The 23974-nt window shown below is 70.7% G+C and carries 27 protein-coding genes, 1 tRNA gene and 1 riboswitch; of the genes, 19 read left to right on the top strand and 9 right to left on the bottom strand.

All coding sequences use genetic code 11. From position 1 onward, the window contains the following. Window positions 1-101 precede the first annotated feature (101 nt). A complete protein-coding gene (locus AB0N63_RS24220; protein ID WP_365531367.1) occupies window positions 102-2450 on the top strand; it encodes an immune inhibitor A domain-containing protein in 2349 nt (782 codons plus the stop codon). Between the two features lie 122 nt (window positions 2451-2572). Further along, the gene (locus AB0N63_RS24215; protein ID WP_365531365.1) at window positions 2573-2908 is read left to right on the top strand and encodes a hypothetical protein; all 336 of its coding nucleotides are present in this window, start codon (window positions 2573-2575) and stop codon (window positions 2906-2908) included. Window positions 2909-3095: 187 nt separating this feature from the next. Here the strand turns inward: AB0N63_RS24215 and AB0N63_RS24210 are convergent, their stop codons facing one another. Continuing rightward, the gene (locus AB0N63_RS24210) at window positions 3096-3683 is read right to left on the bottom strand and encodes an isochorismatase family protein (protein WP_365531363.1); all 588 of its coding nucleotides are present in this window, start codon (window positions 3681-3683) and stop codon (window positions 3096-3098) included. A gap of 80 nt (window positions 3684-3763) precedes the next feature. Beyond that, window positions 3764-5110 carry a nicotinate phosphoribosyltransferase gene (locus AB0N63_RS24205; RefSeq protein WP_365531361.1) on the bottom strand — a complete coding sequence of 449 codons (1347 nt, stop codon included), beginning with the start codon at window positions 5108-5110 and terminating at the stop codon, window positions 3764-3766. Between the two features lie 173 nt (window positions 5111-5283). Here AB0N63_RS24205 and clpS point away from each other — a divergent pair, with 173 nt between their 5' ends. From clpS to AB0N63_RS24160, 9 genes are all read left to right on the top strand, one after another. Then, window positions 5284-5601, top strand: coding sequence for an ATP-dependent Clp protease adapter ClpS (gene clpS / locus AB0N63_RS24200; RefSeq protein ID WP_009188851.1), 318 nt, complete (start codon window positions 5284-5286; stop codon window positions 5599-5601). A gap of 39 nt (window positions 5602-5640) precedes the next feature. Beyond that, window positions 5641-6246: a DUF2017 domain-containing protein gene (locus AB0N63_RS24195; protein WP_365531359.1), complete on the top strand. Its 606-nt coding sequence runs from the start codon at window positions 5641-5643 to the stop codon at window positions 6244-6246. A gap of 378 nt (window positions 6247-6624) precedes the next feature. Beyond that, window positions 6625-8046 (top strand): amino acid permease, encoded by a 1422-nt coding sequence (locus AB0N63_RS24190; protein ID WP_365531357.1) that lies wholly within the window; start codon window positions 6625-6627, stop codon window positions 8044-8046. 187 nt (window positions 8047-8233) lie between these two features. Next, complete coding sequence (locus AB0N63_RS24185) at window positions 8234-8656, top strand: M67 family metallopeptidase (RefSeq protein WP_365531355.1); 423 nt, start codon at window positions 8234-8236, stop codon at window positions 8654-8656. Window positions 8657-8756: 100 nt separating this feature from the next. After that, the gene (locus AB0N63_RS24180) at window positions 8757-8852 is read left to right on the top strand and encodes a putative leader peptide (protein WP_343235944.1); all 96 of its coding nucleotides are present in this window, start codon (window positions 8757-8759) and stop codon (window positions 8850-8852) included. A gap of 116 nt (window positions 8853-8968) precedes the next feature. Then, window positions 8969-9313 carry a MoaD/ThiS family protein gene (locus AB0N63_RS24175; RefSeq protein WP_365531353.1) on the top strand — a complete coding sequence of 115 codons (345 nt, stop codon included), beginning with the start codon at window positions 8969-8971 and terminating at the stop codon, window positions 9311-9313. A gap of 6 nt (window positions 9314-9319) precedes the next feature. Beyond that, window positions 9320-10270, top strand: a complete 951-nt coding sequence (locus tag AB0N63_RS24170) for a cysteine synthase (RefSeq protein ID WP_365531351.1) — start codon at window positions 9320-9322, stop codon at window positions 10268-10270. Window positions 10271-10561: 291 nt separating this feature from the next. Beyond that, complete coding sequence (locus tag AB0N63_RS24165) at window positions 10562-12646, top strand: putative Ig domain-containing protein (RefSeq protein WP_365531349.1); 2085 nt, start codon at window positions 10562-10564, stop codon at window positions 12644-12646. Window positions 12647-12847: 201 nt separating this feature from the next. Next, window positions 12848-13414 (top strand): hypothetical protein, encoded by a 567-nt coding sequence (locus AB0N63_RS24160; protein ID WP_365531348.1) that lies wholly within the window; start codon window positions 12848-12850, stop codon window positions 13412-13414. A gap of 39 nt (window positions 13415-13453) precedes the next feature. Here AB0N63_RS24160 and AB0N63_RS24155 read toward each other — a convergent pair whose 3' ends face one another. Continuing rightward, on the bottom strand, window positions 13454-13909 hold the full coding sequence (locus tag AB0N63_RS24155; RefSeq protein WP_365531346.1) for a type II toxin-antitoxin system PemK/MazF family toxin: 456 nt from the start codon (window positions 13907-13909) through the stop codon (window positions 13454-13456). Between the two features lie 212 nt (window positions 13910-14121). On the opposite strand from AB0N63_RS24155, the gene AB0N63_RS24150 reads away from it, so the two are divergent. Beyond that, the gene (locus AB0N63_RS24150) at window positions 14122-14874 is read left to right on the top strand and encodes an MBL fold metallo-hydrolase (protein ID WP_365531344.1); all 753 of its coding nucleotides are present in this window, start codon (window positions 14122-14124) and stop codon (window positions 14872-14874) included. Between the two features lie 99 nt (window positions 14875-14973). Here AB0N63_RS24150 and AB0N63_RS24145 read toward each other — a convergent pair whose 3' ends face one another. Together AB0N63_RS24145 and AB0N63_RS24140 are read right to left on the bottom strand one after the other, a co-directional pair. Then, on the bottom strand, window positions 14974-16230 hold the full coding sequence (locus AB0N63_RS24145) for a PTS transporter subunit EIIC (RefSeq protein WP_365531343.1): 1257 nt from the start codon (window positions 16228-16230) through the stop codon (window positions 14974-14976). A 213-nt stretch (window positions 16231-16443) separates the two neighbouring features. Continuing rightward, window positions 16444-17739 (bottom strand): PTS transporter subunit EIIC, encoded by a 1296-nt coding sequence (locus tag AB0N63_RS24140; RefSeq protein ID WP_365531495.1) that lies wholly within the window; start codon window positions 17737-17739, stop codon window positions 16444-16446. 174 nt (window positions 17740-17913) lie between these two features. Here AB0N63_RS24140 and AB0N63_RS24135 point away from each other — a divergent pair, with 174 nt between their 5' ends. The 4 genes from AB0N63_RS24135 to rdgB all read left to right on the top strand — a co-directional run bounded on the left by AB0N63_RS24135 (window position 17914) and on the right by rdgB (window position 20235). Next, window positions 17914-18147 carry a glucose PTS transporter subunit EIIB gene (locus tag AB0N63_RS24135; RefSeq protein ID WP_189420059.1) on the top strand — a complete coding sequence of 78 codons (234 nt, stop codon included), beginning with the start codon at window positions 17914-17916 and terminating at the stop codon, window positions 18145-18147. A gap of 98 nt (window positions 18148-18245) precedes the next feature. After that, window positions 18246-18971, top strand: coding sequence for a ribonuclease PH (gene rph / locus AB0N63_RS24130; RefSeq protein WP_365531342.1), 726 nt, complete (start codon window positions 18246-18248; stop codon window positions 18969-18971). A gap of 126 nt (window positions 18972-19097) precedes the next feature. Beyond that, on the top strand, window positions 19098-19505 hold the full coding sequence (locus tag AB0N63_RS24125) for a hypothetical protein (protein WP_365531341.1): 408 nt from the start codon (window positions 19098-19100) through the stop codon (window positions 19503-19505). 127 nt (window positions 19506-19632) lie between these two features. After that, a complete protein-coding gene (gene rdgB / locus AB0N63_RS24120; protein ID WP_365531340.1) occupies window positions 19633-20235 on the top strand; it encodes an RdgB/HAM1 family non-canonical purine NTP pyrophosphatase in 603 nt (200 codons plus the stop codon). Window positions 20236-20291: 56 nt separating this feature from the next. Here rdgB and AB0N63_RS24115 read toward each other — a convergent pair. The 4 genes from AB0N63_RS24115 to bcp all read right to left on the bottom strand — a co-directional run bounded on the left by AB0N63_RS24115 (window position 20292) and on the right by bcp (window position 22143). Further along, window positions 20292-20366 (bottom strand) — tRNA-Leu (locus AB0N63_RS24115). A gap of 9 nt (window positions 20367-20375) precedes the next feature. Beyond that, window positions 20376-20879, bottom strand: coding sequence for an HNH endonuclease (locus AB0N63_RS24110; protein WP_365531338.1), 504 nt, complete (start codon window positions 20877-20879; stop codon window positions 20376-20378). Continuing rightward, window positions 20876-21538 (bottom strand): HNH endonuclease signature motif containing protein, encoded by a 663-nt coding sequence (locus tag AB0N63_RS24105; RefSeq protein ID WP_365531336.1) that lies wholly within the window; start codon window positions 21536-21538, stop codon window positions 20876-20878. The genes AB0N63_RS24110 and AB0N63_RS24105 overlap by 4 nt, the downstream gene beginning before the upstream one ends. A gap of 137 nt (window positions 21539-21675) precedes the next feature. Next, the gene (gene bcp / locus AB0N63_RS24100) at window positions 21676-22143 is read right to left on the bottom strand and encodes a thioredoxin-dependent thiol peroxidase (RefSeq protein ID WP_365531335.1); all 468 of its coding nucleotides are present in this window, start codon (window positions 22141-22143) and stop codon (window positions 21676-21678) included. A 129-nt stretch (window positions 22144-22272) separates the two neighbouring features. On the opposite strand from bcp, the gene AB0N63_RS24095 reads away from it, so the two are divergent. From AB0N63_RS24095 to AB0N63_RS24085, 3 genes are all read left to right on the top strand, one after another. Further along, on the top strand, window positions 22273-22602 hold the full coding sequence (locus AB0N63_RS24095) for a DUF3618 domain-containing protein (protein ID WP_365531333.1): 330 nt from the start codon (window positions 22273-22275) through the stop codon (window positions 22600-22602). Between the two features lie 42 nt (window positions 22603-22644). Beyond that, complete coding sequence (locus tag AB0N63_RS24090; RefSeq protein WP_365531331.1) at window positions 22645-23001, top strand: co-chaperone GroES; 357 nt, start codon at window positions 22645-22647, stop codon at window positions 22999-23001. Window positions 23002-23103: 102 nt separating this feature from the next. Continuing rightward, window positions 23104-23178, top strand: a riboswitch (guanidine-III (ykkC-III) riboswitch). A gap of 63 nt (window positions 23179-23241) precedes the next feature. Continuing rightward, a complete protein-coding gene (locus AB0N63_RS24085) occupies window positions 23242-23562 on the top strand; it encodes a multidrug efflux SMR transporter (RefSeq protein ID WP_365531329.1) in 321 nt (106 codons plus the stop codon). The last annotated feature ends 412 nt before the right edge of the window (window positions 23563-23974 follow it).

Below are 23974 nucleotides of genomic sequence, written 5' to 3'. Positions count from 1 at the left end.
CAAATAGCGGCACTTGGCTAAACGCGTTGATCGCGCGCGGACTCGCACCTCACCCATCCCCCCTTCCGCGCGTATGGACACGCGTCAGGGGAGGACAACAAGTGACCAGCAGACCCTGGACGTTCAGAGCGGCCGCGATCGGTGTGGCGCTCGCGTCGGCTACCGCCGCGTTCTCGACGTTCGCCGTAGCGGAGGCCGCCACCACGAGCGCCTCCGCGACCGTGCACCGGCATGACCCGCAGCCGGTGAAGCAGCAGAAGCACGACCTGGACGGCCCGCTGAGCAAGACCCAGGACGCCCAGCGTCAGGAGGCGCTGAACCAGGTCATCGAGGGCCGCAGCAAGGTCCAGGACCGCAACGGCTCCAAGGTGGTGCAGCTCAAGGGCAAGAAGGGCGACACCAAGTACGTCGAGCTGGGGCGGGAGAAGACGGACAAGATCTTCACCATCCTGGTCGAGTTCGGGGACCAGACCGACCCCAAGTACGGCGGCGCGGCCGGTCCGCTGCACAACCAGATAGCCGAGCCGGACCGCAAGAAGGACAACTCGACGGCCTGGCAGAAGGACTACGACCAGAAGCACTTCCAGGACCTGTACTTCGGCACCGGCAAGGACACCGAGTCGGTCAAGAAGTACTACGAGAAGCAGTCCTCGGGCCGCTACTCGGTCGACGGCGAGGTCTCCGACTGGGTCAAGGTCCCCTACAACGAGGCCCGCTACGGCAACAACGCCTGCGGCTCCACCAACTGCCCGAGCGTGTGGAACGTCGTCAGCGACGGTCTGAACGCCTGGGTCGCCGAGCAGAAGGCGGCCGGCAAGTCCGACGCCGACATCAAGGCGGACCTGGCCAAGTACGACCAGTGGGACCGCTACGACTACGACGGCGACGGCAACTTCAACGAGCCCGACGGCTACGTCGACCACTTCCAGATCGTGCACGCCGGCGAGGACGAGTCCGCGGGCGGCGGCGTCCAGGGCACCGACGCCATCTGGGCGCACCGCTGGTACGCCTTCGGCACCGACGCCGGCGCCACCGGCCCGAACTACAACAAGCTCGGCGGCGCGCAGGTCGGCGACACCGGCATCTGGGTCGGCGACTACACCATCCAGCCGGAGAACGGCGGACTCGGCGTCTACGCCCACGAGTACGGCCACGACCTCGGTCTGCCCGACGAGTACGACACCGCGGGCGGCGAGAACTCCACCGGCTTCTGGACCCTGATGTCCTCCGGTTCCTGGCTCGGCCGCGGTGAGGACGCCATCGGCGACCTGCCCGGCGACATGAACGCCTGGGACAAGCTCCAGCTCGGCTGGCTGAACTACGACACCGCCAAGGCGGGCGTCAGCTCCTGGCACAAGCTGGGCGTGTCCGAGTACAACACCAAGTACAAGCAGGCGCTGGTCGTCTCGCTGCCGGAGAAGGCGGTCACCACCGAGGTCGTCGCCCCCGCGCAGGGCGCCACCCAGTGGTGGAGCGGGAGCGCCAACGACCTGAAGAACACGCTGACCCGGTCCGTGGACCTCACCGGCAAGAAGTCGGCCGCCCTCACCCTCGACGGCTGGTACGACATCGAGGCCGACTACGACTACCTCTACACCGAGGTCTCCACCGACGGCGGCGCCAACTGGACCGCCCTGGACGGCACCCAGAACGGCCGGCCGATCCCGCGTGACGCCAGCGGCACCCCGGCCCTGACCGGCTCGGTGGACGCCTACCAGAAGCTGTCGTACGACCTCGGCGCCTACGCCGGCCAGAAGTTCCAGCTCCGCTTCCGCTACCAGACGGACGGCGGCGTGGCGCTGAAGGGCTTCGCGGCCGACGAGATCACGCTGACCGCGGACGGCGCGACCGTCTTCGCCGACGACGCCGAGAGCGCGGACGCGGCCTGGACGGCGAACGGCTTCTCCCGCATCGGCGCGTCCTTCACCAAGGACTACAAGCAGTACTACCTCGCCGAGAACCGCCAGTACGTCTCGTACGACACCACGCTGAAGACCGGCCCGTACAACTTCGGCTCGGCCAAGCGCCCCGACTGGGTGGAGCACTACCCGTACCAGAACGGCCTGCTGATCTGGAAGTGGGACACCTCCCAGGTGGACAACAACACCGGCACCCACCCGGGCACCGGTCTGATCCTGCCGATCGACTCGCACCCGAACGTGCTCAAGTGGACCGACGGCACCCTGATGCGCAACCGCGTCCAGGCCTACGACTCGCCGTTCAGCCTGTACCGCACCGACGGCATCACGCTGCACAAGGCGGACGTCGCGACGACGATCAAGTCGTCGAAGGGCGTGTCGGTCTTCAACGACCACACCAGCTCCTACTACGACGCGGCGAACCCGGCCGGTGGCGTCAAGGTCACTGACACCAACACCAAGATCAAGATCAACAAGGAGGCCAAGGACGGCTCCACGATCGAGCTCGAGGTCGGCCGCGCGACGAAGTAGTCGGTAAAAGCGCAGCTCACAGACGTATCGGCGGCAACCCCCCTGGCGGGTTGCCGCCGATCGTGTTTAGGTGCCTGCTGTGACTCGCTTATTGACACCGACCGGAACGGGGAAGTGACCGCATGGCCGCAGGAGGTTTCTGCAAGCTGCCCAACGGCCGGGTGGTCGTGGCCCTGAACCTGCCCGGCACCGCCCCCGGCGAGGCCGGCGGCGTCCGGGTGCTGGTGCACGCCCACAACCGCGCCCGCGCCCTGACCAGGCTGCGCAACCTCGGCCTGCGCGCCGTCTACCTGCGCGGCAACGGCGCCCCGCCCACCCCGGACGAGATCACCGCGGTCCTGCACCACCCCGACGGCCTGATATGGCGCACCTCGCCCGACGCCGCCGGCCCGCCGCAGCTGTGGCAGCCGATCCGGGCCCTCCTGCGCCGCCACACCCCGGCCGGGGCGGGGGCCTAGGAGGGCCTCTCGTCCGGATCACGGGGGGCTCGCGGGGCCTGATCCAGACGAAAGACCCCGGCCGGCCCGGCCGCACCCGCGGCACGGGACGGCCCGCCCGGGACGCCGGACCACCGAGACCCACCCGCGCGCCGGGCCGCGGACCGCGGTCACGCGGACCGGGTCCGCAGGTCGCGGGGGCGTGGGGCTACGCGAGGACCGGCTTGCCGGTCAGTTCGACGCCCGCCTCGCGCAGCTCCTCCAGCGCCCGGTCGGTGGTCGCGGCGGACACGCCCGCGGTGAGGTCCAGCAGCACCTGGGTGCGGAAGCCCTCGCGGGCGGCGTCCAGCGCGGTGGCCCGTACACAGTGGTCGGTGGCGATGCCGACCACGTCCACCTCGTCGATCTCCCGGTCCCGCAGCCAGTCGGCCAGGGACACGCCGTTCTCGTCGAAGCCCTCGAAGCCGCTGTAGGCCGCCGAGTAGGCGCCCTTGTCGAAGACGGCGTCGACGGCGCCGGAGGCGACGGCGGGCGCGAAGTTCGGGTGGAAGCCCACGCCCTCGGTGCCGGCCACGCAGTGCGCGGGCCAGGAGGTCACGTAGTCGGGGTCGTCCGCGAAGTGCCCGCCGGGCGCGATGTGGTGGTCGCGGGTGGCCACCACGTGCCGGTAGCCGGCCGGCGCCTGCCCGATCAGCTCGGTGATCGCGGCGGCGACGTCCGCGCCGCCGGCCACCGCGAGGCTGCCTCCCTCGCAGAAGTCGTTCTGCACATCGACGACGATCAGTGCGCGGCGCATGGTGGGTGTCCTTCGGCTGTCGGGTCAGGGCTGTCGGGGCCGGCGCGGGCCGGGCGTACGTTTTCGGACGGGCACCCGCTTTAGTTACCCGAGCCCTCGGTCACGTACTCCGTCGGAAGGACGGGTTCCCCGCGCGAGAGCTGGGTCGCGGACAGCGGCAGCCCCGCACGGGCGGCGGCGTGCCGGTCCCGGGCGGCGTCCAGCGGCTCGCGCCCGACGACCTCTCCGCCCCTGACCAGCTCGACCAGCAGCTGCCGGTCGGCCAGCGCGGCGGGGACCGGTCCGGTGCCCACGACCTCGGCCTCGGCGATGCCGTCCGCGTCCAGTCGGCGGGCCGCCCACTTGCGGCCGCCGACGGAGGTCTTGCCGCCGCTTGACTTCTTCGCCACCGGCTTCAGCGGGGCCTTCGGGTCGGCGGACTCGGCGCGGGCGACCAGCTTGTAGACCATGGAGGCGGTCGGGTGGCCGGAGCCGGTGACCAGCTGGGTGCCCACCCCGTAGGCGTCCACGGGCGCGGCGGCCAGGGAGGCGATGGCGTACTCGTCCAGGTCCGAGGTGACGACGATCTTCGTGTGGCGGGCGCCCAGCTCGTCCAGCTGCTGGCGCACCCGGTGGGCGACCAGCAGCAGGTCGCCGGAGTCGATGCGCACGGCGCCCAGCTCCGGACCGGCGACCTCGACGGCCGTACGGACCGCCTCGGTGACGTCGTAGGTGTCCACCAGCAGCGTCGTGTCCCGGCCGAGCGAGTCGACCTGCGCCTGGAAGGCGTCGCGCTCGCGGTCGTGCAGCAGGGTGAAGGCGTGCGCTGAGGTGCCGACGGTGGGGATGTTGTAGCGGAAGCCGGCCGCGAGGTCCGAGGTGGAGGCGAAGCCGCCGACGTAGGCGGCGCGGGAGGCGGCCACCGCGGCCAGCTCGTGGGTGCGCCGGGCGCCCATCTCGATCAGCGGCCGGTCACCGGCGGCCGAGGCCATCCGGGAGGCGGCGGCGGCGATCGCCGAGTCGTGGTTGAGGATCGACAGGATCACGGTCTCCAGCAGCACGCACTCGCCGAAGGGGCCCTCCACCCGCATGATCGGCGAGCCCGGGAAGTACACCTCGCCCTCGGGGTAGCCCCAGATGTCGCCGCTGAAGCGGTAGTCGGCCAGCCACTGGAGGGTGGTCTCGTCCACGATCCGCCGCTCGCGCAGATAGCCGAGGACGCCGGCGTCGAAGCGGAAGTTCTCCACCGCGTCCAGCACCCGCCCGGTCCCGGCCACCACGCCGTAGCGCCGTCCGTCCGGCAGCCGTCGGGTGAAGACCTCGAAGACCCCGCGCCGCTCGGCCGTCCCGGCCTTCAGCGCCGCCTGCAGCATGGTCAGCTCGTAGTGATCGGTGAAGAGCGCCGTCGAGGGAACATCGACCGGCAGCCCAAGGTCCGCTACGCCCACCAAACTCTCCTAGCCGTGAATCCTGCGGTTCGAGGCGCCCGCGCACCTGGAATCCGGGGGTCGGTCCCCGGCGTGAGCGTCCTGGCGAAGGATCGTACTCCCATTTCGTCAGTCTGACGATTTAGGGCCCCCGGTGCTGCTCGTTTGTGCTCCTACCCCCCTGTGGTGGCAGCATGGGCCTTGTGACGGCAGCCGCACCCATCGAGATCGAGAAGACCGAGTCGGCGGAAGAGGTGTTCGCCGTACCCGAGCCGGACGTCCCCTGGGTGACGATCGTCCACAACGACCCCGTCAACCTCATGAGCTATGTGACGTATGTCTTCCAGACGTACTTCGGCTACTCCAAGGACAAGGCCACCAAGCTCATGCTCGACGTCCACCACAAGGGGCGGGCGGTCGTCTCCAGCGGGAGTCGCGAGGAGATGGAACGGGATGTGCAGGCCATGCACGGATACGGTCTGTGGGCCACCCTCCAGCAGGACCGCAAGTAGCCCGCCAGACCGCCCGGACCGGAAGTAGCGACCCTCTCCATGCCAGGACACTTCGAACCGCTTCCCGGCGGCGGCGCGGCCGTCGCCCTGGACGACGTAGAGATCTCCATCATCCGCTCGCTGGCCGTGCAGCTCCTGGAGCTGATCGGCCCCGGACCGGCCGAGGACGCCCCGGCCGACCCGCTGGCCGAGCTGTTCGCCGAGGGCCCGAGCGAGCCGCCCTCCGACCCCGTCCTCAAGCGCCTGTTCCCGGACGCCTACACCGACCCGGAGAAGGCGCCGGCCACCGAGCAGGAGGCCGCCGAGCGGCGCGACCACTCCGCCGAGTTCCGCCGCTACACCGAGAACGACCTGAGGGCCGGCAAGCGGGAGAACGCCCTCGCGGTGATCCGCACGCTGGACGAGCTGTCGGCCGGCGGCGGGGGAGCGGCGGTGCTGAAGCTGTCGCCGGAGGAGTCCAGGAGCTGGCTCGGCGCGCTGAACGACCTGCGGCTGGCCATCGCGGCGCGGCTGGACATCACCGACGAGGACGACGCCGACGTGCTGTACGGGCTGCCCGACGAGGACCCGCGCAAGCCGATGGTGATGGCCTATCTGTGGCTCGGCGGGCTCCAGGAGACCCTGGTCTCCACCCTGCTGCCCTGAGATCCGCACCCCGCCGCCCCGAGATCCACCGATTTGCGACGATCGGGTGTTCGCTCAGAGGACGCTCAAATCCGGATAACGATCCCGTCACCTTTGTGACCTCTATGGTCGCTCTAGGGCGGGTCTTGCCTGTTTTCTTCTGTGTCGCGCGTCACAGTCGATACCTGCGATCAGCGGCCCGGGCGTGGTACATCTTCACGACCGCCCGGCGAACACCACCCATGTTCAGCCGGGTGCGCCACCGAGCCGGCAACCGCCGGCCAGGCTGAGCGAGCCCGGGCAGGTCCGGGGGCGCTCAACTCCATCATCCGGGGGGATCGAAACCCGATCCGCGGCCGACGAACGGTCCGGGTCGGCATGGAGAAAGGCGCACCACGCATGACCTCAGCGCAGGTCGAACAAGCACAATCCGGCGAAGAGGCCGTGCAGGACGGCGAGGGCTACCACCGCGGTCTCGGCGCCCGGCAGATCCAGATGATCGCCATCGGCGGCGCCATCGGGACCGGACTCTTCCTCGGCGCGGGCAAGGGCATCTCCAAGGCGGGCCCGAGCCTGATCCTGGCGTACGCCGTCGCCGGCTTCGTCATCTTCCTGATCATGCGGGCGCTCGGCGAGCTGCTGATGTACCGCCCGGTCTCCGGCTCCTTCTCGGAGTACGCGCGCGAGTTCATCGGCCCCTTCGCGGGCTTCGTGACCGGCTGGACGTACTGGCTGTTCTGGGTGGTCACCGGCATCACCGAGGTCACCGCCGCTGCCGCGTACATGACGTACTGGTTCGACATCCCGCAATGGGTGTCGGCGCTGATCTTCACCATCGTGCTCTACGGCGCCAACCTGATCTCCGTGAAGCTCTTCGGCGAGCTGGAGTTCTGGTTCTCCATGGTCAAGGTCACCGCCATCATCGGCATGATCCTGATCTGCGCCGGCATTCTCACCATCGGCTTCTCCGACGCCGGTGACACCGCCTCCATGGCCCACCTGTGGAACGAGGGCGGCTTCTTCCCGCACGGCGTCGGCAACACGCTGATGACGCTCCAGATGGTCATGTTCGCCTTCCTCGCCGTCGAGCTGGTCGGCGTCACCGCGGGCGAGTCCAAGGACCCCAAGACCGTGCTGCCCCGCGCGATCAACACCGTGCCGTGGCGCATCGCCGTCTTCTACGTCGGCGCGCTGATCATGATCCTGTCCGTCGTGCCGTGGACGAGCTTCCACGCAGGCGCGAGCCCCTTCGTGGTCGCCTTCGAGAAGATGGGCCTGCCCGCGGGCGCCGGCATCGTGAACTTCGTGGTCCTCACCGCCGCGCTGTCCTCCTGCAACTCGGGCATGTACTCCACCGGCCGCATGCTGCGCGACCTCGCGCTCAACAGCCAGGGCCCGCAGTTCTTCACCAAGCTGACCCGCAGCGGCACCCCGCTCGTCGGCACCACGTTCTCCGCCGCGCTGATGCTGGTCGGCGTGTGGATCAACTACCAGTGGCCGGGCAAGGCGTTCGACTACGTCGTCTCCTTCGCCACCATCTCCGGCATGTGGGCCTGGATCGTCATCCTGGTCTGCCAGATCCGCTACCGGGCCAGGTCCGACCGCGGTGAGCTGCCCAAGTCGGAGTTCCGCGCCCCCGGCGCCCCCTTCGCGAGCTGGTTCGCGCTCGCCTTCATCGGCATGGTCATCGTGCTGATGGGCATCGACAAGGACGCCCGTGTCTCGCTGTACTGCGCGCCGCTGTGGGGCCTGATCCTCGCCGTCTCCTACCTGGTGCTCAAGCGCCGCAACCCGGAGGCCGCCGCCTTCAACCGGCGGTAGCCCCCCAGCGTGGACGTCCGGCGGGAGCGGATACTCGTGGAAGCCGCTCCCGCTGCCGCTCAGGCGTCCGCGATACGGGCCGTTCCGTACCACTCCCCGGTACGGAACGGCCCACCCGTCGCCCGCCGCCGCCCTGCCTGACGCGCTGCGCGCGGCACCTTTCGGCCCCGGGCCTATCCTGTGCCGCATGCTCACCATCACCCAGTCGCTCTACGACCAGATCGTCGCGCACGCGCGTGCCGACCACCCCGACGAGGCGTGCGGCGTGGTCGCCGGGCCCGTGGGCGCCGGCCGCCCCGAGCGGTTCGTCCCGATGCTGAACGCGGCCCGCTCGCCCACGTTCTACGAGTTCGACTCGCAGGACCTGCTCAAGCTCTACCGCGAGATGGACGACCGCGACGAGGAGCCGGTGGTCATCTACCACTCCCACACCGCGACCGAGGCGTACCCCTCGCGCACCGACATCTCCTACGCCAACGAGCCCGGCGCCCACTACGTCCTGGTCTCCACCGCGGACGCCGACGGCGCGGGCGAGTTCCAGTTCCGCTCGTTCCGCATCGTCGAGGGCGAGGTCACCGAGGAGGAGGTCAAGGTCGTCGAGGCCTACTGAGCGGGCGCCGAACCCCTCGGGTCTCGCAGGGTGGACGGAATGTGTCCGAGGCGCGAGATCACACTCCAGGCCGGGGCCCGGGAATCGTTACGATGAGCGCATGGTTCTGAACGACGTGAGCGACGAGATCCCGGGCACGCTGCTCGTGGCACGGCTGCACGTCGACCTGTGCAGGTTGAACAGCGCCATCTGTTGACGTTCCCTGCCGCCGTACGGCCGTGCGCCGCGGCCCAGCCCGGTGCCCGACGGCCGGGAGCCCGATCGCGCGCCCACCCGAACCGACGACATCCTTCCTGACAGGAGCCCGCCACCATGGCCATCGAGGTCCGCATCCCGACCATCCTCCGCACCTACACCGACGGGCAGAAGGCGGTGGAGGGCAACGGGGAGACGCTCGCCGCGCTCTTCGCCGACCTCGAGACCCGGCACCCGGGCATCCAGGCACGCATCGTGGACGGCGACCAGCTGCGCCGCTTCGTCAACGTCTACCTGAACGACGAGGACGTCCGCTTCCTGGAAGGCATCAACACCAAGCTCGGCGACGGCGACAACGTGACGATCCTGCCGGCTGTCGCCGGAGGGTCCGCCGCGGCGAAGCCGCGTCCGGCCGGTGCCGGTGGCCGGACGGCGGGCGGGCGTGCGCGGATCGGCCGCTGAGCAGCGATGCGCTACGACTCCCCGCTGGCCGCGGTGGGCAACACCCCTCTGGTGCGCCTGCCGCGGCTCTCGCCGTCCGCCGACGTCCGGATCTGGGCGAAGCTGGAGGACCGCAACCCCACCGGCTCGGTCAAGGACCGCCCCGCCCTGCACATGATCGAGCAGGCGGAGAAGGACGGCCGGCTCACCCCGGGCTGCACGATCCTGGAGCCCACCTCCGGCAACACCGGCATCTCGCTGGCCATGGCGGCCAAGCTCAAGGGCTACCGCATGGTGTGCGTGATGCCCGAGAACACCTCCCAGGAACGCCGGGACCTGCTCGGCATGTGGGGCGCGGAGATCATCTCCTCGCCGGCCGCCGGCGGCTCCAACACCGCCGTACGGGTCGCCAAGGAGCTGTCCGCCGAGCACCCGGACTGGGTGATGCTCTACCAGTACGGCAACCCGGACAACGCCGGCGCCCACTACGCGACGACCGGCCCCGAGATCCTCGCCGACCTGCCCTCCGTCACGCACTTCGTCGCCGGCCTCGGCACCACCGGCACCCTGATGGGCGTCGGCCGCTATCTGCGCGAGCACAAGCCCGGCGTGAGGATCGTCGCCGCCGAGCCGCGCTACGACGACCTGGTCTACGGTCTGCGCAACCTCGACGAGGGCTTCGTCCCCGAGTTGTACGACGCCTCCGTCCTCACCACCCGCTTCTCGGTCGGCTCGGCCGACGCGGTCACCCGCACCCGTGAACTCCTCCAGCAGGAGGGCATCTTCGCGGGCGTCTCCACGGGTGCCGCGCTGCACGCGGCGATCGGTGTCGGCAGGAAGGCGGTCACGGCCGGCGAGAGCGCCGACATCGTGTTCGTCGTCGCCGACGGCGGCTGGAAGTACCTCTCCACCGGCGTCTACACCGCGGCCACCACCGAGGAGGCCATCGAGACGCTCCAGGGCCAGCTCTGGGCCTGACCCCGGCCGGGCGCTCGATCGCCCCGGCCGGTCGTTGAATCAAGGACGCGCCAGCCCCCTCCCACGAGGGGGCCAACCGCACCCTATGGAGGGGCAAAGAATCCCCTCCGCCACTGCCGGTCTCCCGCGGGCCGGGGCTACGTTCCTACCGCACCTGTCATGTCACGATCATCGACATGGCGAAGGTGTCTGAGTGTCATGCTCATGACTGCGCGGTCACGCCGCCGCTACGCGCGTCACGGGCCTGCCCGACCAGAGCGAAACCCCACTTCCCGATGGAGGCAGTACCCCATGCGTGAGTCACGCCCGAGCGGGCCGAGACGGAGCCTGCCGAGGCTCCTCGCCCTCGCCTTCCCCGCGCTCGCCCTCACCGTCGCCGGCTTCGCGGCGGCGCCCACGGCGGGCGCCCAGACCGCGGCCGCACCCGCTCCCGCGCACCAGACCTCCCGGGTCACGCAGAACGCCAAGGCCCTGACCGCCCCCGAGCGGCAGACCTTCCACACCACCGGCACGGCCGGCCAGAAGGTGCCCACCCAGCACCTGTGCGCCACCGCCGAGCCCGGCCACGCGTCCTGCTTCGCCCAGCGGCGTACCGACATCAAGCAGCGGCTCGCGTCGGCGGTCGCCGCCGCCGCGCCCTCCGGACTCTCCCCGGCCAACCTGCACAGCGCCTACAACCTGCCGAGCACCGGCGGCTCCGGCCTGACCGTCGCCGTGGTCGACGCCTACAACGACCCCAACGCCGAGTCCGACCTCGCCACCTACCGCTCGCAGTTCGGCCTGTCCGCGTGCACCAAGGCCAACGGCTGCTTCAAGCAGGTCAGCCAGACCGGCTCCACCACCTCGCTGCCGAAGAACGACAGCGGCTGGGCCGGTGAAGAGGCCCTGGACATCGACATGGTCAGCGCCGTCTGCCCGAACTGCGACATCATCCTCGTCGAGGCCGACTCCGCCACCGACGCCGACCTCGGCACCGCCGAGAACGAGGCCGTGGCGCTCGGCGCCAAGTTCGTCTCCAACAGCTGGGGCGGCGACGAGGCCTCCAGCCAGACCACCGAGGACAGCCAGTACTTCAAGCACCCCGGCGTCGCCATCACCGTCTCCGCGGGCGACTCCGGCTACGGCGCCGAGTACCCGGCCACCTCGCAGTACGTGACCGCCGTCGGCGGCACCGCGCTCACCACCTCCGCCACCTCCCGCGGCTGGAGCGAGTCGGTGTGGAACACCAACTCCACCGAGGGCACCGGCTCCGGCTGCTCGGCCTACGACCCGAAGCCCAGCTGGCAGTCCGACACCGGCTGCTCCAAGCGCATGGAGGCCGACGTCTCCGCCGTCGCCGACCCGGCCACCGGCGTCGCGGTCTACGACACCTACGGCGGCTCCGGCTGGGCGGTCTACGGCGGCACCAGCGCCTCCGCCCCGATCATCGCCGGCGTCTACGCCCTCGCGGGCACCCCGGGCGCGAGCGACTACCCGGCGAAGTACCCCTACAGCCACGCCGGCAACCTGTACGACGTGACCAGCGGCTCCAACGGCTCCTGCTCGACCTCGTACTTCTGCAAGGCGACCACCGGCTACGACGGCCCGACCGGCTGGGGCACCCCGAACGGCACCGCCGCGTTCACCTCGGGCGGCGGCGGCACCGGCAACACGGTGACCGTCACCGACCCCGGCAGCCAGTCGACCACCACCGGCGGCTCGGCCAGCCTCCAGATCAAGGCCACCGACAGCGCGGGCGCGGCCCTGACCTACAGCGCCACCGGCCTGCCCACCGGACTGTCCATCAACAGCTCCACCGGCCTGATCACCGGCACCGCCTCCACCGCCGGCACCTACCAGGTCACCGTCACCGCCAAGGACTCCACCGGCGCCACCGGCTCGGCCTCCTTCACCTGGACCGTCGGCTCCGGCGGCGGGGGCACCTGCTCGGCCACCCAGCTGCTGGCCAACCCGGGCTTCGAGTCCGGCAGCACCGGCTGGACCTCCTCCAGCGGCGTCATCACCACCGACAGCGGCGAGGCGGCGCACGGCGGCTCCTACAAGGCCTGGCTCGACGGCTACGGCTCCGCGCACACCGACACGCTGTCCCAGTCGGTGACCATCCCGGCCGGCTGCAAGGCCACGCTCACCTTCTACCTGCACATCGACACCGCCGAGACCACCACCACCTCGCAGTACGACAAGCTGACGGTGACGGCAGGTTCGACCACCCTGGCGACCTACTCCAACCTCAACAAGGCCTCCGGATACGCGCAGAAGACCTTCGACCTGTCCTCGCTTGCGGGACAGACGGTCACCCTGAAGTTCAACGGCGTCGAGGACTCCTCGCTCCAGACCAGCTTCGTCGTGGACGACACCGCCCTGACGACCGGCTGACCGGCGCCCGACGCGATCCGCACCGCACCTGAGGGACCCCGGCCGGCACAGCGGCCGGGGTCCCGGCGTGCCCGGGCGTCCCGCGTGCGTGGGCGTCCCGGCGTGCGTGGGGGAAGGGATCCTGATGTGCTGGGAAAACGTCACATCGGCATCAGGGCACGGGACACCCGGCAACCGGGTCGGCAAGGAAGGCGGACGCCCATGCGCCGTACGACGCTCACCACGCGCACCCTCCACCGCGGCACCCTCGCCGCCACCACGGCGGCAGCGGCCGCGGCGGCTCTGCTGCTCGCGGGCTGCGGCACGCAGGACGACGACGGCAAGGGCGGCTCGACGGGGGCGGGCAGCGGTGCGACGGCGTCGGCCTCGGGCTCCGCGTCGGGGCCCGCCCCGGCCTCGCCGCCCGCGTCGGGTTCTCCGTCCGCGTCCGCCTCCGGGCCGCCCTCCGGCTGTGTGCGGCACGTGGAGCTGACCGCCGCCGACACCGGGCGGACCGTCTGCCTGACCGTCGGCGGATCGGTGCGGATGAACCTGGACGGCACCAAGGAACGCCCGTGGAGCCCGGTCAGGGCCGAGGGCGGCGTCCTCAAGGGCACCAACGCCGGGATCGTGATCCTGCCGGGCGACGCCCTTGCCGCGTTCACGGCGACCGCCCCCGGCACGGCCCACCTCTCCGCCTCCCGCCCGCTGTGCGCCACCGGCCCCGGCAAGATCTCCTGCCTGGGCGTCCAGGAATGGGCGGTCACGGTGAAGGTGACGCGGCCATGAACGCCATGAACGCCGTACCCGCACCAGGGGCGGCGCGGCTCAGCCGGCCAGGTAGCGCACCTGGTCCCACAGGACCGGGTCCACGACCCCCACCCGGCGCCGGAAGTCCCACACCGGCACCTCGCGCACCTCGTCGGTCTCCAGGAAGCTGGTCCGCCCCTGTCCGTCCCCCACCGAGCCGGGCGGCAACGGGATCACCCCGGCGCGCTCGTCGTGGAACTTGCTGGTGATCTTGGCCACCCGGGCCCGCTTGCCGTGCACCGACAGCACCAGGCACGGCCGGTCCTTGGAGCCGGGACCGTCCTCGTAGGGCACGTTGGCCCACCAGATCTCCGCCGGGCGCGGGCGCGCGGCGGTGGTCCGCTGCCCGGGCCGCCCCGGCGGGCGCGACCTGCGGCCCGCGGGCCGGCGGCCCCGCCCCCAGCCGTCGACGAGCGTGGCGACGAGCGCCAGCAGCACCACCGCCGCGAGCGCCAGCCACCAGGACGTGTCCATAAGGACGACGTTACCGGCGCGCGAGACTCGGCGCGCGCCCTCTTCCGGACCTCATGCGCCCCACGTCCAGCCGAACCGGTGACACCGCAGGTGAGTTCGCCCACAACCGCCCTTGCCGGAGGAGCGACCAGCCCTTTCGCGCCTTACGCTCGACGGATCGCACGACCCCCGTCACCTTCTGTATCCATCCCGCCAGCGGAGGTTTCTGCTTCATGAAGCTCACCGTCGTCGGCTGCTCGGGGTCGTTCCCGTCCGTGGAATCGGCCTGTTCGAGCTACCTCGTAGAGGCCGACGGCTTCCGGCTGCTCCTCGACATGGGCAACGGCGCCCTGGGCGAGCTGCAGCGCCACTGCGGTCTCTACGACCTCGACGCCGTCTTCCTGAGTCATCTGCACGCCGACCACTGCATCGACATGTGCGTCTACTTCGTCGCGCGCTACTACCGCTACGACGGCGGCCGTTGCGACCCGCTGCCGGTCTACGGCCCCGAGGGCACCGAGCACCGCCTGACCACCGCCTACGCCGACACCCCCTCCGCCTCGTCCATGAGCGAGGTCTTCGACTTCCACACGGTCAAGCCGGGCACGTTCGAGATCGGCCCGTTCACCGTGCACACCGAGCGGGTGGCCCACCCCGTGGAGGCGTACGCCATCCGCATCGAGCACGGCGGCCGGACGCTGACGTACTCGGGCGACACCGGAGTGAGCGACGCCCTGGAGGAACTGGCCCGCGGCGCGGACCTGTTCCTGTGCGAGGCCGCCTTCACGGACGGCAAGGAGGACATCCCCGACCTCCACCTCAACGGCCGCGAGGCCGGCGAGGCCGCCGCCCGGGCGGGGGCGCGCAGCCTGGTCCTCACCCACATCCCGCCGTGGACCGACCCGCAGACCAACCTCGCCCACGCCCGCGCCGCCTACGCCGGGCCGGTGACCCTGGCGGCGCCGGGAGCGACGTACGAGATCTGAACCCGAAGCGGGCCGTGCGACGACGGTACGACGAGGCCCCCCGAGCGGATTCTCCGGCTCGGGGGGCCTCGTCACGTTCCGGCGTCACCGGCGGGGGGCTCACGCCTTGGTGAGGTCCTCGACCTCCTCCTCGGGCTCGCGGCCCGGGGTGGGGAGGTTGAACCTGGTGATCGCGAAGCGGAAGGTCACGTAGTAGATCGCCGCGAACACCAGGCCGATCGGGATGATCAGCCAGGGCTTGGTCGCCAGGTGCCAGTTGAGTGCGTAGTCGATGGCGCCGGCGGAGAAGTTGAAGCCGTCGTGCACGCCCAGGCCCCAGGTGATGGCCATGGAGGCGGCGGTGAGCACGGCGTGCAGCACGTACAGGACCGGCGCGATGAACATGAAGGAGAACTCGATCGGCTCGGTGACACCGGTGACGAACGAGGTCAGCGCCAGGGAGACCATCATGCCGAGCACGGCCTTGCGGCGCTCGGGCCGGGCGCAGTGCGCGATGGCGAGGGCGGCGGCCGGCAGACCGAACATCATGATCGGGAAGAAGCCCGTCTGGAACAGACCGGCGGACGGGTCGCCGTGCAGGAAGCGCGGGATGTCACCCTGCCAGACCTGGCCGGCGGTGTCGGTGAAGCTGCCGAGCTGGAACCAGGCCACGGTGTTCACGAACTGGTGCATGCCGACCGGGATCAGGGCGCGGTTCACGCCGCCGAACAGGGCCGCGCCGCCGGAGCCGAGACCCGTCATCCAGTCGCCGAAGTCGCTGATGCCGGTGCCGATCGGCTTCCAGATCAGGGCGAAGACGACGCCCACCACGATGCCGACGAAGGCCATGATGATCGGCACCAGGCGACGGCCGTTGAAGAAACCGAGCCAGTCCACCAGCTTGGTGCGGTGGAAGCGCTGCCACAGCACGGCCGCCAGCAGACCCATGATGATGCCGCCGAGGACACCCGGGTTGTTGTAGGTGGCCTCGACTATCTTCCCCTTCTCGATGTGCTGCTCGGTGAGGGGGAAGGCCTCCAGGACCTTGCTGTAGACGAGGAAGCCCACCACGGCGGCGAGGGCGGTGGAGCCGTCCGCCTTCTTGGCGAAGCCGATGGCGACACCGATGCAGAACAGGAGCGGCAGCTGGCCGGTCAGCGCGCCGCCCGCGTTGTTGAACACGGCGGCGACCTTGTCCCAGCCCAGGCCGTCCTTGCCGAAGAAGTCGTCCTGGCCCAGGCGGACCATGATGCCCGCCGCCGGCAGCACGGCGATCGGAAGCTGCAGGCTTCGGCCGACCTTCTGCAGGCCCTGGAACAGGCCTGATCCCCGCTTCTTCGCGGGGGCCGCCTTCTGTTCGGCGGTGGCGGTGCTCATACGTCCGTCCTCCATCGGGTGGTGGTCTACACCACTCAGTGGTGTAGACCTGTTGTAGCACGATGAAGGTGACGTAAGGAACCCGCGAATCCGCTACCGGACCACTACGCCGCGTACGGGCGCGCGCGGGCGGTCACCGCCCGGTTCCGGGCCGATGCCGGGCCGGTCTCGGCGGGCCGGCCGGGCCGGTCCCGGACCGCTCCCGGAGGGAACTCAGGCCTTCGTGGTGTCCTCGACCTCGTCCGCCGGCTCCCGCCCCGGAGTCTCCAGACCGAACCGCGTGATGGCAAATCGGAAGACCGCGTAATACACCGCGGCGAAGCACAGCCCGATCGGGACGACCCCCCACGGCCGGGTCGCCAGGTTCCAGTTGATGACGTAGTCGATCAGCCCCGCCGAGAAACTGAACCCGTCGTGCACCCCCAGCGACCACGTCACCGCCATCGACACGCCCGTCAGCACCGCGTGCACCGCGTACAACGCCGGCGCGATGAAGAGGAACGAGTACTCCAGCGGCTCGGTGATCCCCGTGACGAACGACGTGAGCGCCACCGACAGCATCAGCCCGCCCACCTCCTTGCGCCGCTCCGGCCGGGCCGTGTGCGTGATCGCCAGCGCGGCGGCCGGCAGCGCGAACATCATGATCGGGAAGAAGCCCGAGGTGAACTGCCCCGCGTTCGGGTCACCCGCCAGGAACATGTTGATGTCGCCGTGCACCACCGTCCCGTCCGGCTCGGTGTAGCTGCCGAACTGGAACCAGACGGGCACGTTCAGGAACTGGTGCAGACCGATCACCAGCAGCGCCCGGTTCGCCAGGCCGAAGATCCCCGCACCCCACGCCCCCGCGTCGCTCAGCCAGTCGCCGAAACCCTCCAGACCACGCCCGATCGGCGGCCAGATCCACAGGCACAGCGCCGCGAACAGGATCGCCACGAACGCCATGAGGATGGGGACCAGACGGCGGCCGTTGAAGAAGCCCAGCCAGTCCACCAGCCTGGTGCGGTGGAAACGCCGCCAGAAGAAGGCGGCCAGCAGCCCCATCACGATCCCGCCGAACACCCCCGGGTTCTGGTACGTGAACGGCGTCGCCGTGCCGTCGGCCGCCTGGCAGCCGGTCGCGATCACCTTCGCCCCCGCCGGGCAGCCGACCGGGAACTGGTGCAGCACGTTGTAGTAGACGAGGAAGCCCGCCACCGCCGCCAGCGCCGTCGAACCGTCCGCCTTCCTCGCCATCCCGATGGCCACACCCACGCAGAACAGCAGCGGCAGCCCCAACTGGCCGTCCAGCAGCGCGCCGCCCGCCCCCGCCATCACCTTCGACACGTCGGTCCAGCCCAGACCGTCCTTCCCGAACACGTCCGGCTGCCCCAGCCGGTTCAGGATGCCCGCCGCCGGCAGCACCGCGATCGGCAGCTGGAGACTGCGGCCCATCTTCTGGAGCCCCTGGAACAACGTGCCCCAGCGCGCACGCAGGGAAGAGGCCCCGATCTCGGTGCCGCCCGCACTCATGAACGTCCTCCCCGCACCGCGTTTGGCCACCGCCCCGGCGGTGGTGTAGACCAGTCGACGGAACGGTTCCGCTGTCGTGAACGCCATCATCGGCCGCCCACGGCACGACCGCTCGCGAAGATGGGCCAACTGTGGGTTACTGCGACCAAGCGGTTCGGATCAGGGAGAAGGAACATGGCCACCAAGGCTGAGAAGATCGTCGCCGGGCTCGGCGGCATCGACAACATCGACGAGATCGAGGGCTGCATCACCCGCCTGCGCACCGAGGTCAACGACCCCTCGCTGGTCGACGAGGCCGCCCTCAAGGCCGCCGGAGCCCACGGCGTGGTCAAGATGGGCAGCGCCATCCAGGTCGTCATCGGCACCGACGCCGACCCCATCGCCGCCGAGATCGAAGACATGATGTGAACCCATGACGCCGTGGACCGCCCGCCGCGGTTCACCCGGAAGGGGCTCTTCCCCCCGCGGGAGGAGCCCCTTCCGCATGGGGGGCTAGGCTCGTCGCCATGTCTCGAATCGACGGCCGCACGCCCGAACAACTCCGCCCGGTCACCATCGAACGCGGCTGGAGCAAGCACGCCGAGGGCTCCGTCCTCGTCTCCTTCGGCGACACCAGGGTCCTCTGCACCGCCTCCGTCACCGAAGGCGTCCCCCGCTGGCGCAAGGGCAGCGGCGAGGGCTGGGTCACCGCCGAGTACGCCATGCTGCCCCGCGCCACCAACACCCGCGGCGACCGCGAATCCGTCAAGGGCCGCATCGGCGGCCGCACCCACGAGATCAGCCGGCTCATCGGCCGCTCACTGCGCGCCGTCATCGACTACAAGGCCCTCGGCGAGAACACCGTCGTCCTGGACTGCGACGTCCTCCAGGCCGACGGCGGCACCCGCACCGCCGCCATCACCGGCGCCTTCGTCGCCCTCGCCGACGCCGTCGCATGGGCCCAGGGCAAGAAACTGATCAAGGCCGGCCGCCAGCCCCTCACCGGCACCGTCAGCGCCGTCTCCGTCGGCATCGTCGGCGGCGTCCCACTGCTCGACCTCTGCTACGAGGAGGACGTCCGCGCCGACACCGACATGAACGTCGTCTGCACCGGCGACGGCCGCTTCGTCGAGGTCCAGGGCACCGCCGAGGCCGAGCCCTTCGCCCGCGACGAACTCAACGCCCTGCTCGACCTCGCCGTCGCCGGCTGCACCGACCTGGCCGCGATCCAGCGGGCCGCACTGGAAAAGTAAAGGAAACCCCAAGAACGGCGTCCGCCGGGGGCAACCCGCGGGCGCCCTCCCCGCGTCCCTACCAGTACGGGCGCACGGCACACCGCCGTGCCGCCCGGCCACCACACCGGGGAGGGAACCCACGCCATGGCCGCGAGCCGCCACCGACGCCTGGGCCGCAGGACCGCCATCGCCGCCACCACGGCCGCCCTCGCACTCACACTCACCGCACTGACCGGCTGCGACGCGATGGACAAGGCACTGAACTGCGTCCAGACCGCCGACGCCATCGCCGACAGCGTCACCGACCTCCAGCAGGCCGTGCAGAACGCGGCGAACGACCCCACGCAGACCGACCAGGCGCTGCGGTCGATCGAACAGAACCTGAAGAAGATCGGCGACAAGACCGACGACACGGACGTCAACCAGGCGGTCGACGACCTCGGCACGGCGGTGGAGAACGTCCGCACCGCGATCAGGAACGGCGACCGCACCCCCGACGTCGCCCCCGTCACCGACGCGGCCGGCGAACTCTCCAAGGTCTGCACCCCGTAGAGCGGACGCAGCGGACGGAGCACGCGGTGGACACGCACGCGCCCGCGGGCCGAGACACCGCCTACGAGTCCGTGCGCCGAGGCGGGCGCATACGGAGCGAAGTGGGCGGGCGTCGATACTGGTGGACATGAACCGCCTGATCCTCGCCACCCGCAACGCCGGAAAGATCACCGAACTCAGGGCGATCCTCACCGACGCCGGACTCCCCCACGAACTCGTCGGCACCGACGCCTACCCCGAGGTCCCCGACGTCAAGGAGACCGGCGTCACCTTCGCCGAGAACGCCCTGCTCAAGGCGCACGCCCTGGCCCAGGCCACCGGCCTCCCGGCGGTCGCCGACGACTCCGGCCTCTGCGTCGACGTCCTCGGCGGCGCCCCCGGCATCTTCTCGGCCCGCTGGGCGGGCCGCCACGGCGACGACCGGGCCAACCTCGACCTGCTGCTCGCCCAGCTCTCCGACATCGCCGAGGAACACCGCGCGGCCCACTTCGCCTGCGCCGCGGCCCTCGCCCTCCCGGACGGCACGGAACGCGTCGTGGAGGGCCGCCTGACGGGCACCCTGCGCCACACCCCGGCCGGCGTCAACGGCTTCGGCTACGACCCGATCCTCCAGCCCGACGGCGAGACCCGTACCTGCGCGGAACTGACCCCCCAGGAGAAGAACGCGATCAGCCACCGCGGCAAGGCCTTCCGTGCCCTGGTACCGGTGGTGCGGGAGCTGCTGGGCTGACTCCACGACAACGCCCCCGCACCTTCGAATCGAAGGTGCGGGGGCGTTTCACCCTGTGAGCCCGGTGGGACTCGAACCCACGACACACCGGACCTAAACCGGCGCCCTCTTGCCAGCTGGGGTACGGGCCCGCAGCGGTCCTACTCTACTGGGGTTGGCGTACGCCTTCGCCGCCCTCCACGACACCAGCTGCTGGTGACCGCGTGACAGTTGGGGCAGAGCAGCCGCAGATTCTCCGGCCTGTTGTCCCGCCAGTCACCGTTGACGTGGTCGATCTCCAACGTCATGGGCCTGCCGAGCCACTCGGGACGGAGCCCGCACCTGGCGCACCGCTCGGGCACGCCCGCTTCGCGCAGTGCGCGGCGCAGGCGCCAGGTCCTGATCCGGTACGTGCCCGTGTGGCGCACCAGTACTTCTCCCGGGTCCTTGGCATTCGTGCCCCGTCTTCCCCGCCGGTGTGCCTGCCCGCGGAAATGGGCCGTCGTCAGGCCCTGTCGAGCGATCTGCTCCCGCACTGCCGCTCGTTGCCTGCCGTTGTCCGGCCGCCCCAGACGTCGCAGCAGCTCCGCGAGGGAGTCCGACTCCGCGACTGCCGCCCGCAGTTCGTCCGGGTCGAACGGACCGCGTCGCACCCCCCTGCTCATGCGTCACCGACCCTGCCGCGTCCCTTGCCACGACCCCGGTAGGTGTCCGTCGTCGAGTGGCAATTGGGGCACAGGAGCCGGAGGTTGGCGATTCGGTTGTCCCGCCAGTCGCCGTCGATATGGTCGACTTCCAGCGGGAGCGGCTCCCCGTGCCAGACGGGCCCCGTCCCGCAGAGAGCGCACCGCTCCTCGACGCCGAGTTCGGCCATGGCCCTCTTGAGCCGGGCGCTGGGGACCCGTGCGGCGTGTACGGACGTGTCCCTGACGAGGATCTCCGCAGCGGAGCGGCGGCGTTGGTTGGTTCGCATCCTCTCCGTGCGGACCGACCGCGTGAAGTGCGAGGTGTCGATGCCGTACGCCTTGATCTTCCGGCTGATGTGGGTGTGGTGTCCACCGACGAGTTCGAGCCCCAGGTGGCGCAGCACGCCGCGCACACTCGTCGAGGCCGCCACCGCCTGTTCCAGGACTTCTCTGGTCCACTTCACCCCCTCCCGCTCGAAGTGCGAGACGTCCACGCCGAGCGTCCTCATCCGCTCCCGCACATAGCGCCGCGTGGAACTCCTCGGATCCACCCCCAGCCGCTCCAGCGCCTCCGACAGCGTCCGCGCCCCGCGTGCCGCCGCCTCCAGGCGTTCCTTGGTGTACGCGCTGGCCCCCATCGATCCCCTCCGTTCCGGCCGTGTGTTCGCGGCCTCGTACGGAGCAACGATCCGGTTATCGGACGGTCACGTGCGGGAAGCGGAGCGGCCCGCGCCGGAGGACTCCGGTGCGGGCCGCATTCCCCGAGGTGCGGGAGTCAGATGCCCAGGTCCTTGATGATCTTGGCTACGTGTCCGGTGGCCTTGACGTTGTAGAGGGCGCGTTCGACCCTGCCCTCCTCGTCCACGACGACCGTGGAGCGGATGACGCCGGTGACCGTCTTGCCGTAGAGCTTCTTCTCGCCGAAGGCGCCGTAGGCCTCCAGGACCTTCTTGTCAGGGTCGGCGAGGAGGGTGACCCTCAGTGACTCCGCCTCACGGAACTTGGCCAGCTTCTCCGGCTTGTCGGGGGAGATACCGATCACGTCGTAGCCCGCGCCGGCCAGCAGGTCGAGGTTGTCGGTGAAGTCGCAGGCCTGCTTGGTGCAGCCGGGGGTGAGGGCGGCCGGGTAGAAGTAGACGATGACCTTGCGGCCCTTGCGGTCGGCCAGCGACACCTCGTTGCCGTCGGCGTCGGGGAGGGTGAAGGCGGGGGCCGCGTCCCCGGGCTGGAGTCGCTCGGTCATCGAAGTTCGTCTCCTCGTCGTGCCAATACCGTGTCGGTCCGAGGGTAACCGGGGGTGCCGACAGTGCGGTCGCGGCGAGAGCTGACAGACTGTCCCGAACAGGCAGTAGTTGACATCGGAGGCGGTACGGTGGCGGACACGGCGGACACCAGAACCCCGGCTGAGATCGAGGCGGACATCAGGCGCCGTCGCGAGGTACTGGCCGAGACGCTCGACGAGATCGGTGTACGGGTACACCCCAAGACGCTCGTCGGCGACGCCAAGGCCAAGGTCGCCGCCAACGTCGACCACACCCTCGGACGGGCCTATGTGCAGGTCAACCGCGTGGTCAGCGATGTGCGGGCGCAGTTCGTGGACGCCGAGGGCGCGCCCCGGCTGGAGCGGATCGTGCCGGTCGCGCTGCTGGCCGTCGGCGTGGTCGGGCTGCTCACCCTGGGCAGCCGTCGGCGCCGGGGCTGACCCACCGCGTACGGACGTGCTGAAGGCAGGTAGGTTCGAGGCGTGAGCGCCAACAGAAACGAGAACAGCACCCACGACGACAAGCTGCCCATCCGGATGCTGCACGACCGGGTGCTCGTCCGGCAGGACACGAGCGAGGGCGAGCGTCGTTCGGGCGGCGGCATCCTGATCCCGGCCACGGCCGCGGTGGGCCGCCGTCTGGCCTGGGCGGAGGTCGTCGCGGTCGGGCAGAACGTACGGACCGTGGAGCCGGGCGACCGGGTGCTGTTCGACCCGGAGGACCGGGCCGAGGTGGAGGTGCGGGGCACGGCGTACGTGCTCATGCGCGAGCGTGACCTGCACGCCGTCGCCGCGGACCGGTTCGAGGGGTCGGAGGACTCCACGGGGCTGTACCTGTAGGGGCCTGGCTGTACCGGTAGGGGCCTGTGGCGGCGCCCCGCGCCGGCCCCCGGGGTGAGCGGGCGTCCGAAGGGGCCGGTGACCGAGGTCACCGGCCCCTTCGGCGTGCTTTTGCTAGCCTCGGGAGTCAGCCCGACGAGACGCGCCGTACCGGGACGAAGGCAAAGACGACGCATCCGTTGTCCGTGGGCGGCCGGCGCGAGCCGTCGACCGCCGTGGTTCGTCCCGGAGGTGCCCGTCGTGGCCTGGGTCCTGCTCGTCGTCGCCGGTCTGCTCGAGGTCGGCTGGTCCATCGGCATGAAGTACAGCGAGGGCTTCACCCGCCCGCTGCCGAGTGTGCTCACCGGCGCCGGGATCGTCGCCAGCATGCTGCTGTTGTCCTACGCCGCCCGTTCCCTGCCCATCGGCACCGCCTACGGGGTGTGGGTGGGCATCGGGGCGGCCGGAGCGGCGGTGCTCGGCATGGTGGTGCTGGGGGAGCCGGCGACCGCCGCCCGGATCTTCTTCGTGTGTCTGCTGCTGGTGGCCGTGGTGGGGCTGAAGGTCACCTCGGGCCACTAGGGTCTCTCGTTGGGATCATGACGGGCTCGCGGGCCCTGGCGCCGTTCCCCCAGGCTCTTCGGGCAGGGGGACCCCCACGCGCCGCGTTGTCGTCGGTCGCCATGGCTCCGCCATGACGCCCTCCTCCGCCTCGCGAGGCTCCCCCACCGCCTGGACGGCGTGGAAGGCGCCCCGCTCACCGGACCCCGCTCCCTGGTCCGGCCTGATCCGGACGAAGACCCCAGGTCCCGCCGGGGTCCCGGGTCGCCGGGCCTTGAGGTTCCGGCCCGCCGGGTCGCTGGGCCCCTGAGGTTCCGGCCCGCCGGTTCGTCGGGTCTCGCGGTCCCGGGCCGCCGCGGGACGGCGGCCCCGGGCCCCCCACCGCCCGGGGCAAAACCCGAGAAACGAAGAGGCGGGGGGGGGGGAAGAAAGG

This window comes from Streptomyces sp. NPDC093260, from assembly GCF_040683715.1.
Lineage (GTDB): Bacteria > Actinomycetota > Actinomycetes > Streptomycetales > Streptomycetaceae > Streptomyces > Streptomyces sennicomposti.
Note: the sequence above shows the minus strand (reverse complement) of the source record. Positions and strands in the feature narration are given on the sequence as shown.

Excerpts from the sequence above, each read along its gene's own strand:
- AB0N63_RS24215 (WP_365531365.1), top strand. The coding sequence starts at position 2,573 with ATGGCCGCAGGAGGTTTCTGCAAGCTGCCCAACGGCCGGGTGGTCGTG.
- AB0N63_RS24210 (WP_365531363.1), bottom strand. The coding sequence starts at position 3,683 with ATGCGCCGCGCACTGATCGTCGTCGATGTGCAGAACGACTTCTGCGAG.
- clpS (WP_009188851.1), top strand. The coding sequence starts at position 5,284 with ATGGGCCTTGTGACGGCAGCCGCACCCATCGAGATCGAGAAGACCGAG.
- AB0N63_RS24195 (WP_365531359.1), top strand. The coding sequence starts at position 5,641 with ATGCCAGGACACTTCGAACCGCTTCCCGGCGGCGGCGCGGCCGTCGCC.
- AB0N63_RS24190 (WP_365531357.1), top strand. The coding sequence starts at position 6,625 with ATGACCTCAGCGCAGGTCGAACAAGCACAATCCGGCGAAGAGGCCGTG.
- AB0N63_RS24185 (WP_365531355.1), top strand. The coding sequence starts at position 8,234 with ATGCTCACCATCACCCAGTCGCTCTACGACCAGATCGTCGCGCACGCG.
- AB0N63_RS24180 (WP_343235944.1), top strand. The coding sequence starts at position 8,757 with ATGGTTCTGAACGACGTGAGCGACGAGATCCCGGGCACGCTGCTCGTG.
- AB0N63_RS24175 (WP_365531353.1), top strand. The coding sequence starts at position 8,969 with ATGGCCATCGAGGTCCGCATCCCGACCATCCTCCGCACCTACACCGAC.
- AB0N63_RS24170 (WP_365531351.1), top strand. The coding sequence starts at position 9,320 with ATGCGCTACGACTCCCCGCTGGCCGCGGTGGGCAACACCCCTCTGGTG.
- AB0N63_RS24165 (WP_365531349.1), top strand. The coding sequence starts at position 10,562 with ATGCGTGAGTCACGCCCGAGCGGGCCGAGACGGAGCCTGCCGAGGCTC.
- AB0N63_RS24160 (WP_365531348.1), top strand. The coding sequence starts at position 12,848 with ATGCGCCGTACGACGCTCACCACGCGCACCCTCCACCGCGGCACCCTC.
- AB0N63_RS24155 (WP_365531346.1), bottom strand. The coding sequence starts at position 13,909 with ATGGACACGTCCTGGTGGCTGGCGCTCGCGGCGGTGGTGCTGCTGGCG.
- AB0N63_RS24150 (WP_365531344.1), top strand. The coding sequence starts at position 14,122 with ATGAAGCTCACCGTCGTCGGCTGCTCGGGGTCGTTCCCGTCCGTGGAA.
- AB0N63_RS24145 (WP_365531343.1), bottom strand. The coding sequence starts at position 16,230 with ATGAGCACCGCCACCGCCGAACAGAAGGCGGCCCCCGCGAAGAAGCGG.
- AB0N63_RS24140 (WP_365531495.1), bottom strand. The coding sequence starts at position 17,739 with ATGAGTGCGGGCGGCACCGAGATCGGGGCCTCTTCCCTGCGTGCGCGC.
- AB0N63_RS24135 (WP_189420059.1), top strand. The coding sequence starts at position 17,914 with ATGGCCACCAAGGCTGAGAAGATCGTCGCCGGGCTCGGCGGCATCGAC.
- rph (WP_365531342.1), top strand. The coding sequence starts at position 18,246 with ATGTCTCGAATCGACGGCCGCACGCCCGAACAACTCCGCCCGGTCACC.
- AB0N63_RS24125 (WP_365531341.1), top strand. The coding sequence starts at position 19,098 with ATGGCCGCGAGCCGCCACCGACGCCTGGGCCGCAGGACCGCCATCGCC.
- rdgB (WP_365531340.1), top strand. The coding sequence starts at position 19,633 with ATGAACCGCCTGATCCTCGCCACCCGCAACGCCGGAAAGATCACCGAA.
- AB0N63_RS24110 (WP_365531338.1), bottom strand. The coding sequence starts at position 20,879 with ATGAGCAGGGGGGTGCGACGCGGTCCGTTCGACCCGGACGAACTGCGG.
- AB0N63_RS24105 (WP_365531336.1), bottom strand. The coding sequence starts at position 21,538 with ATGGGGGCCAGCGCGTACACCAAGGAACGCCTGGAGGCGGCGGCACGC.
- bcp (WP_365531335.1), bottom strand. The coding sequence starts at position 22,143 with ATGACCGAGCGACTCCAGCCCGGGGACGCGGCCCCCGCCTTCACCCTC.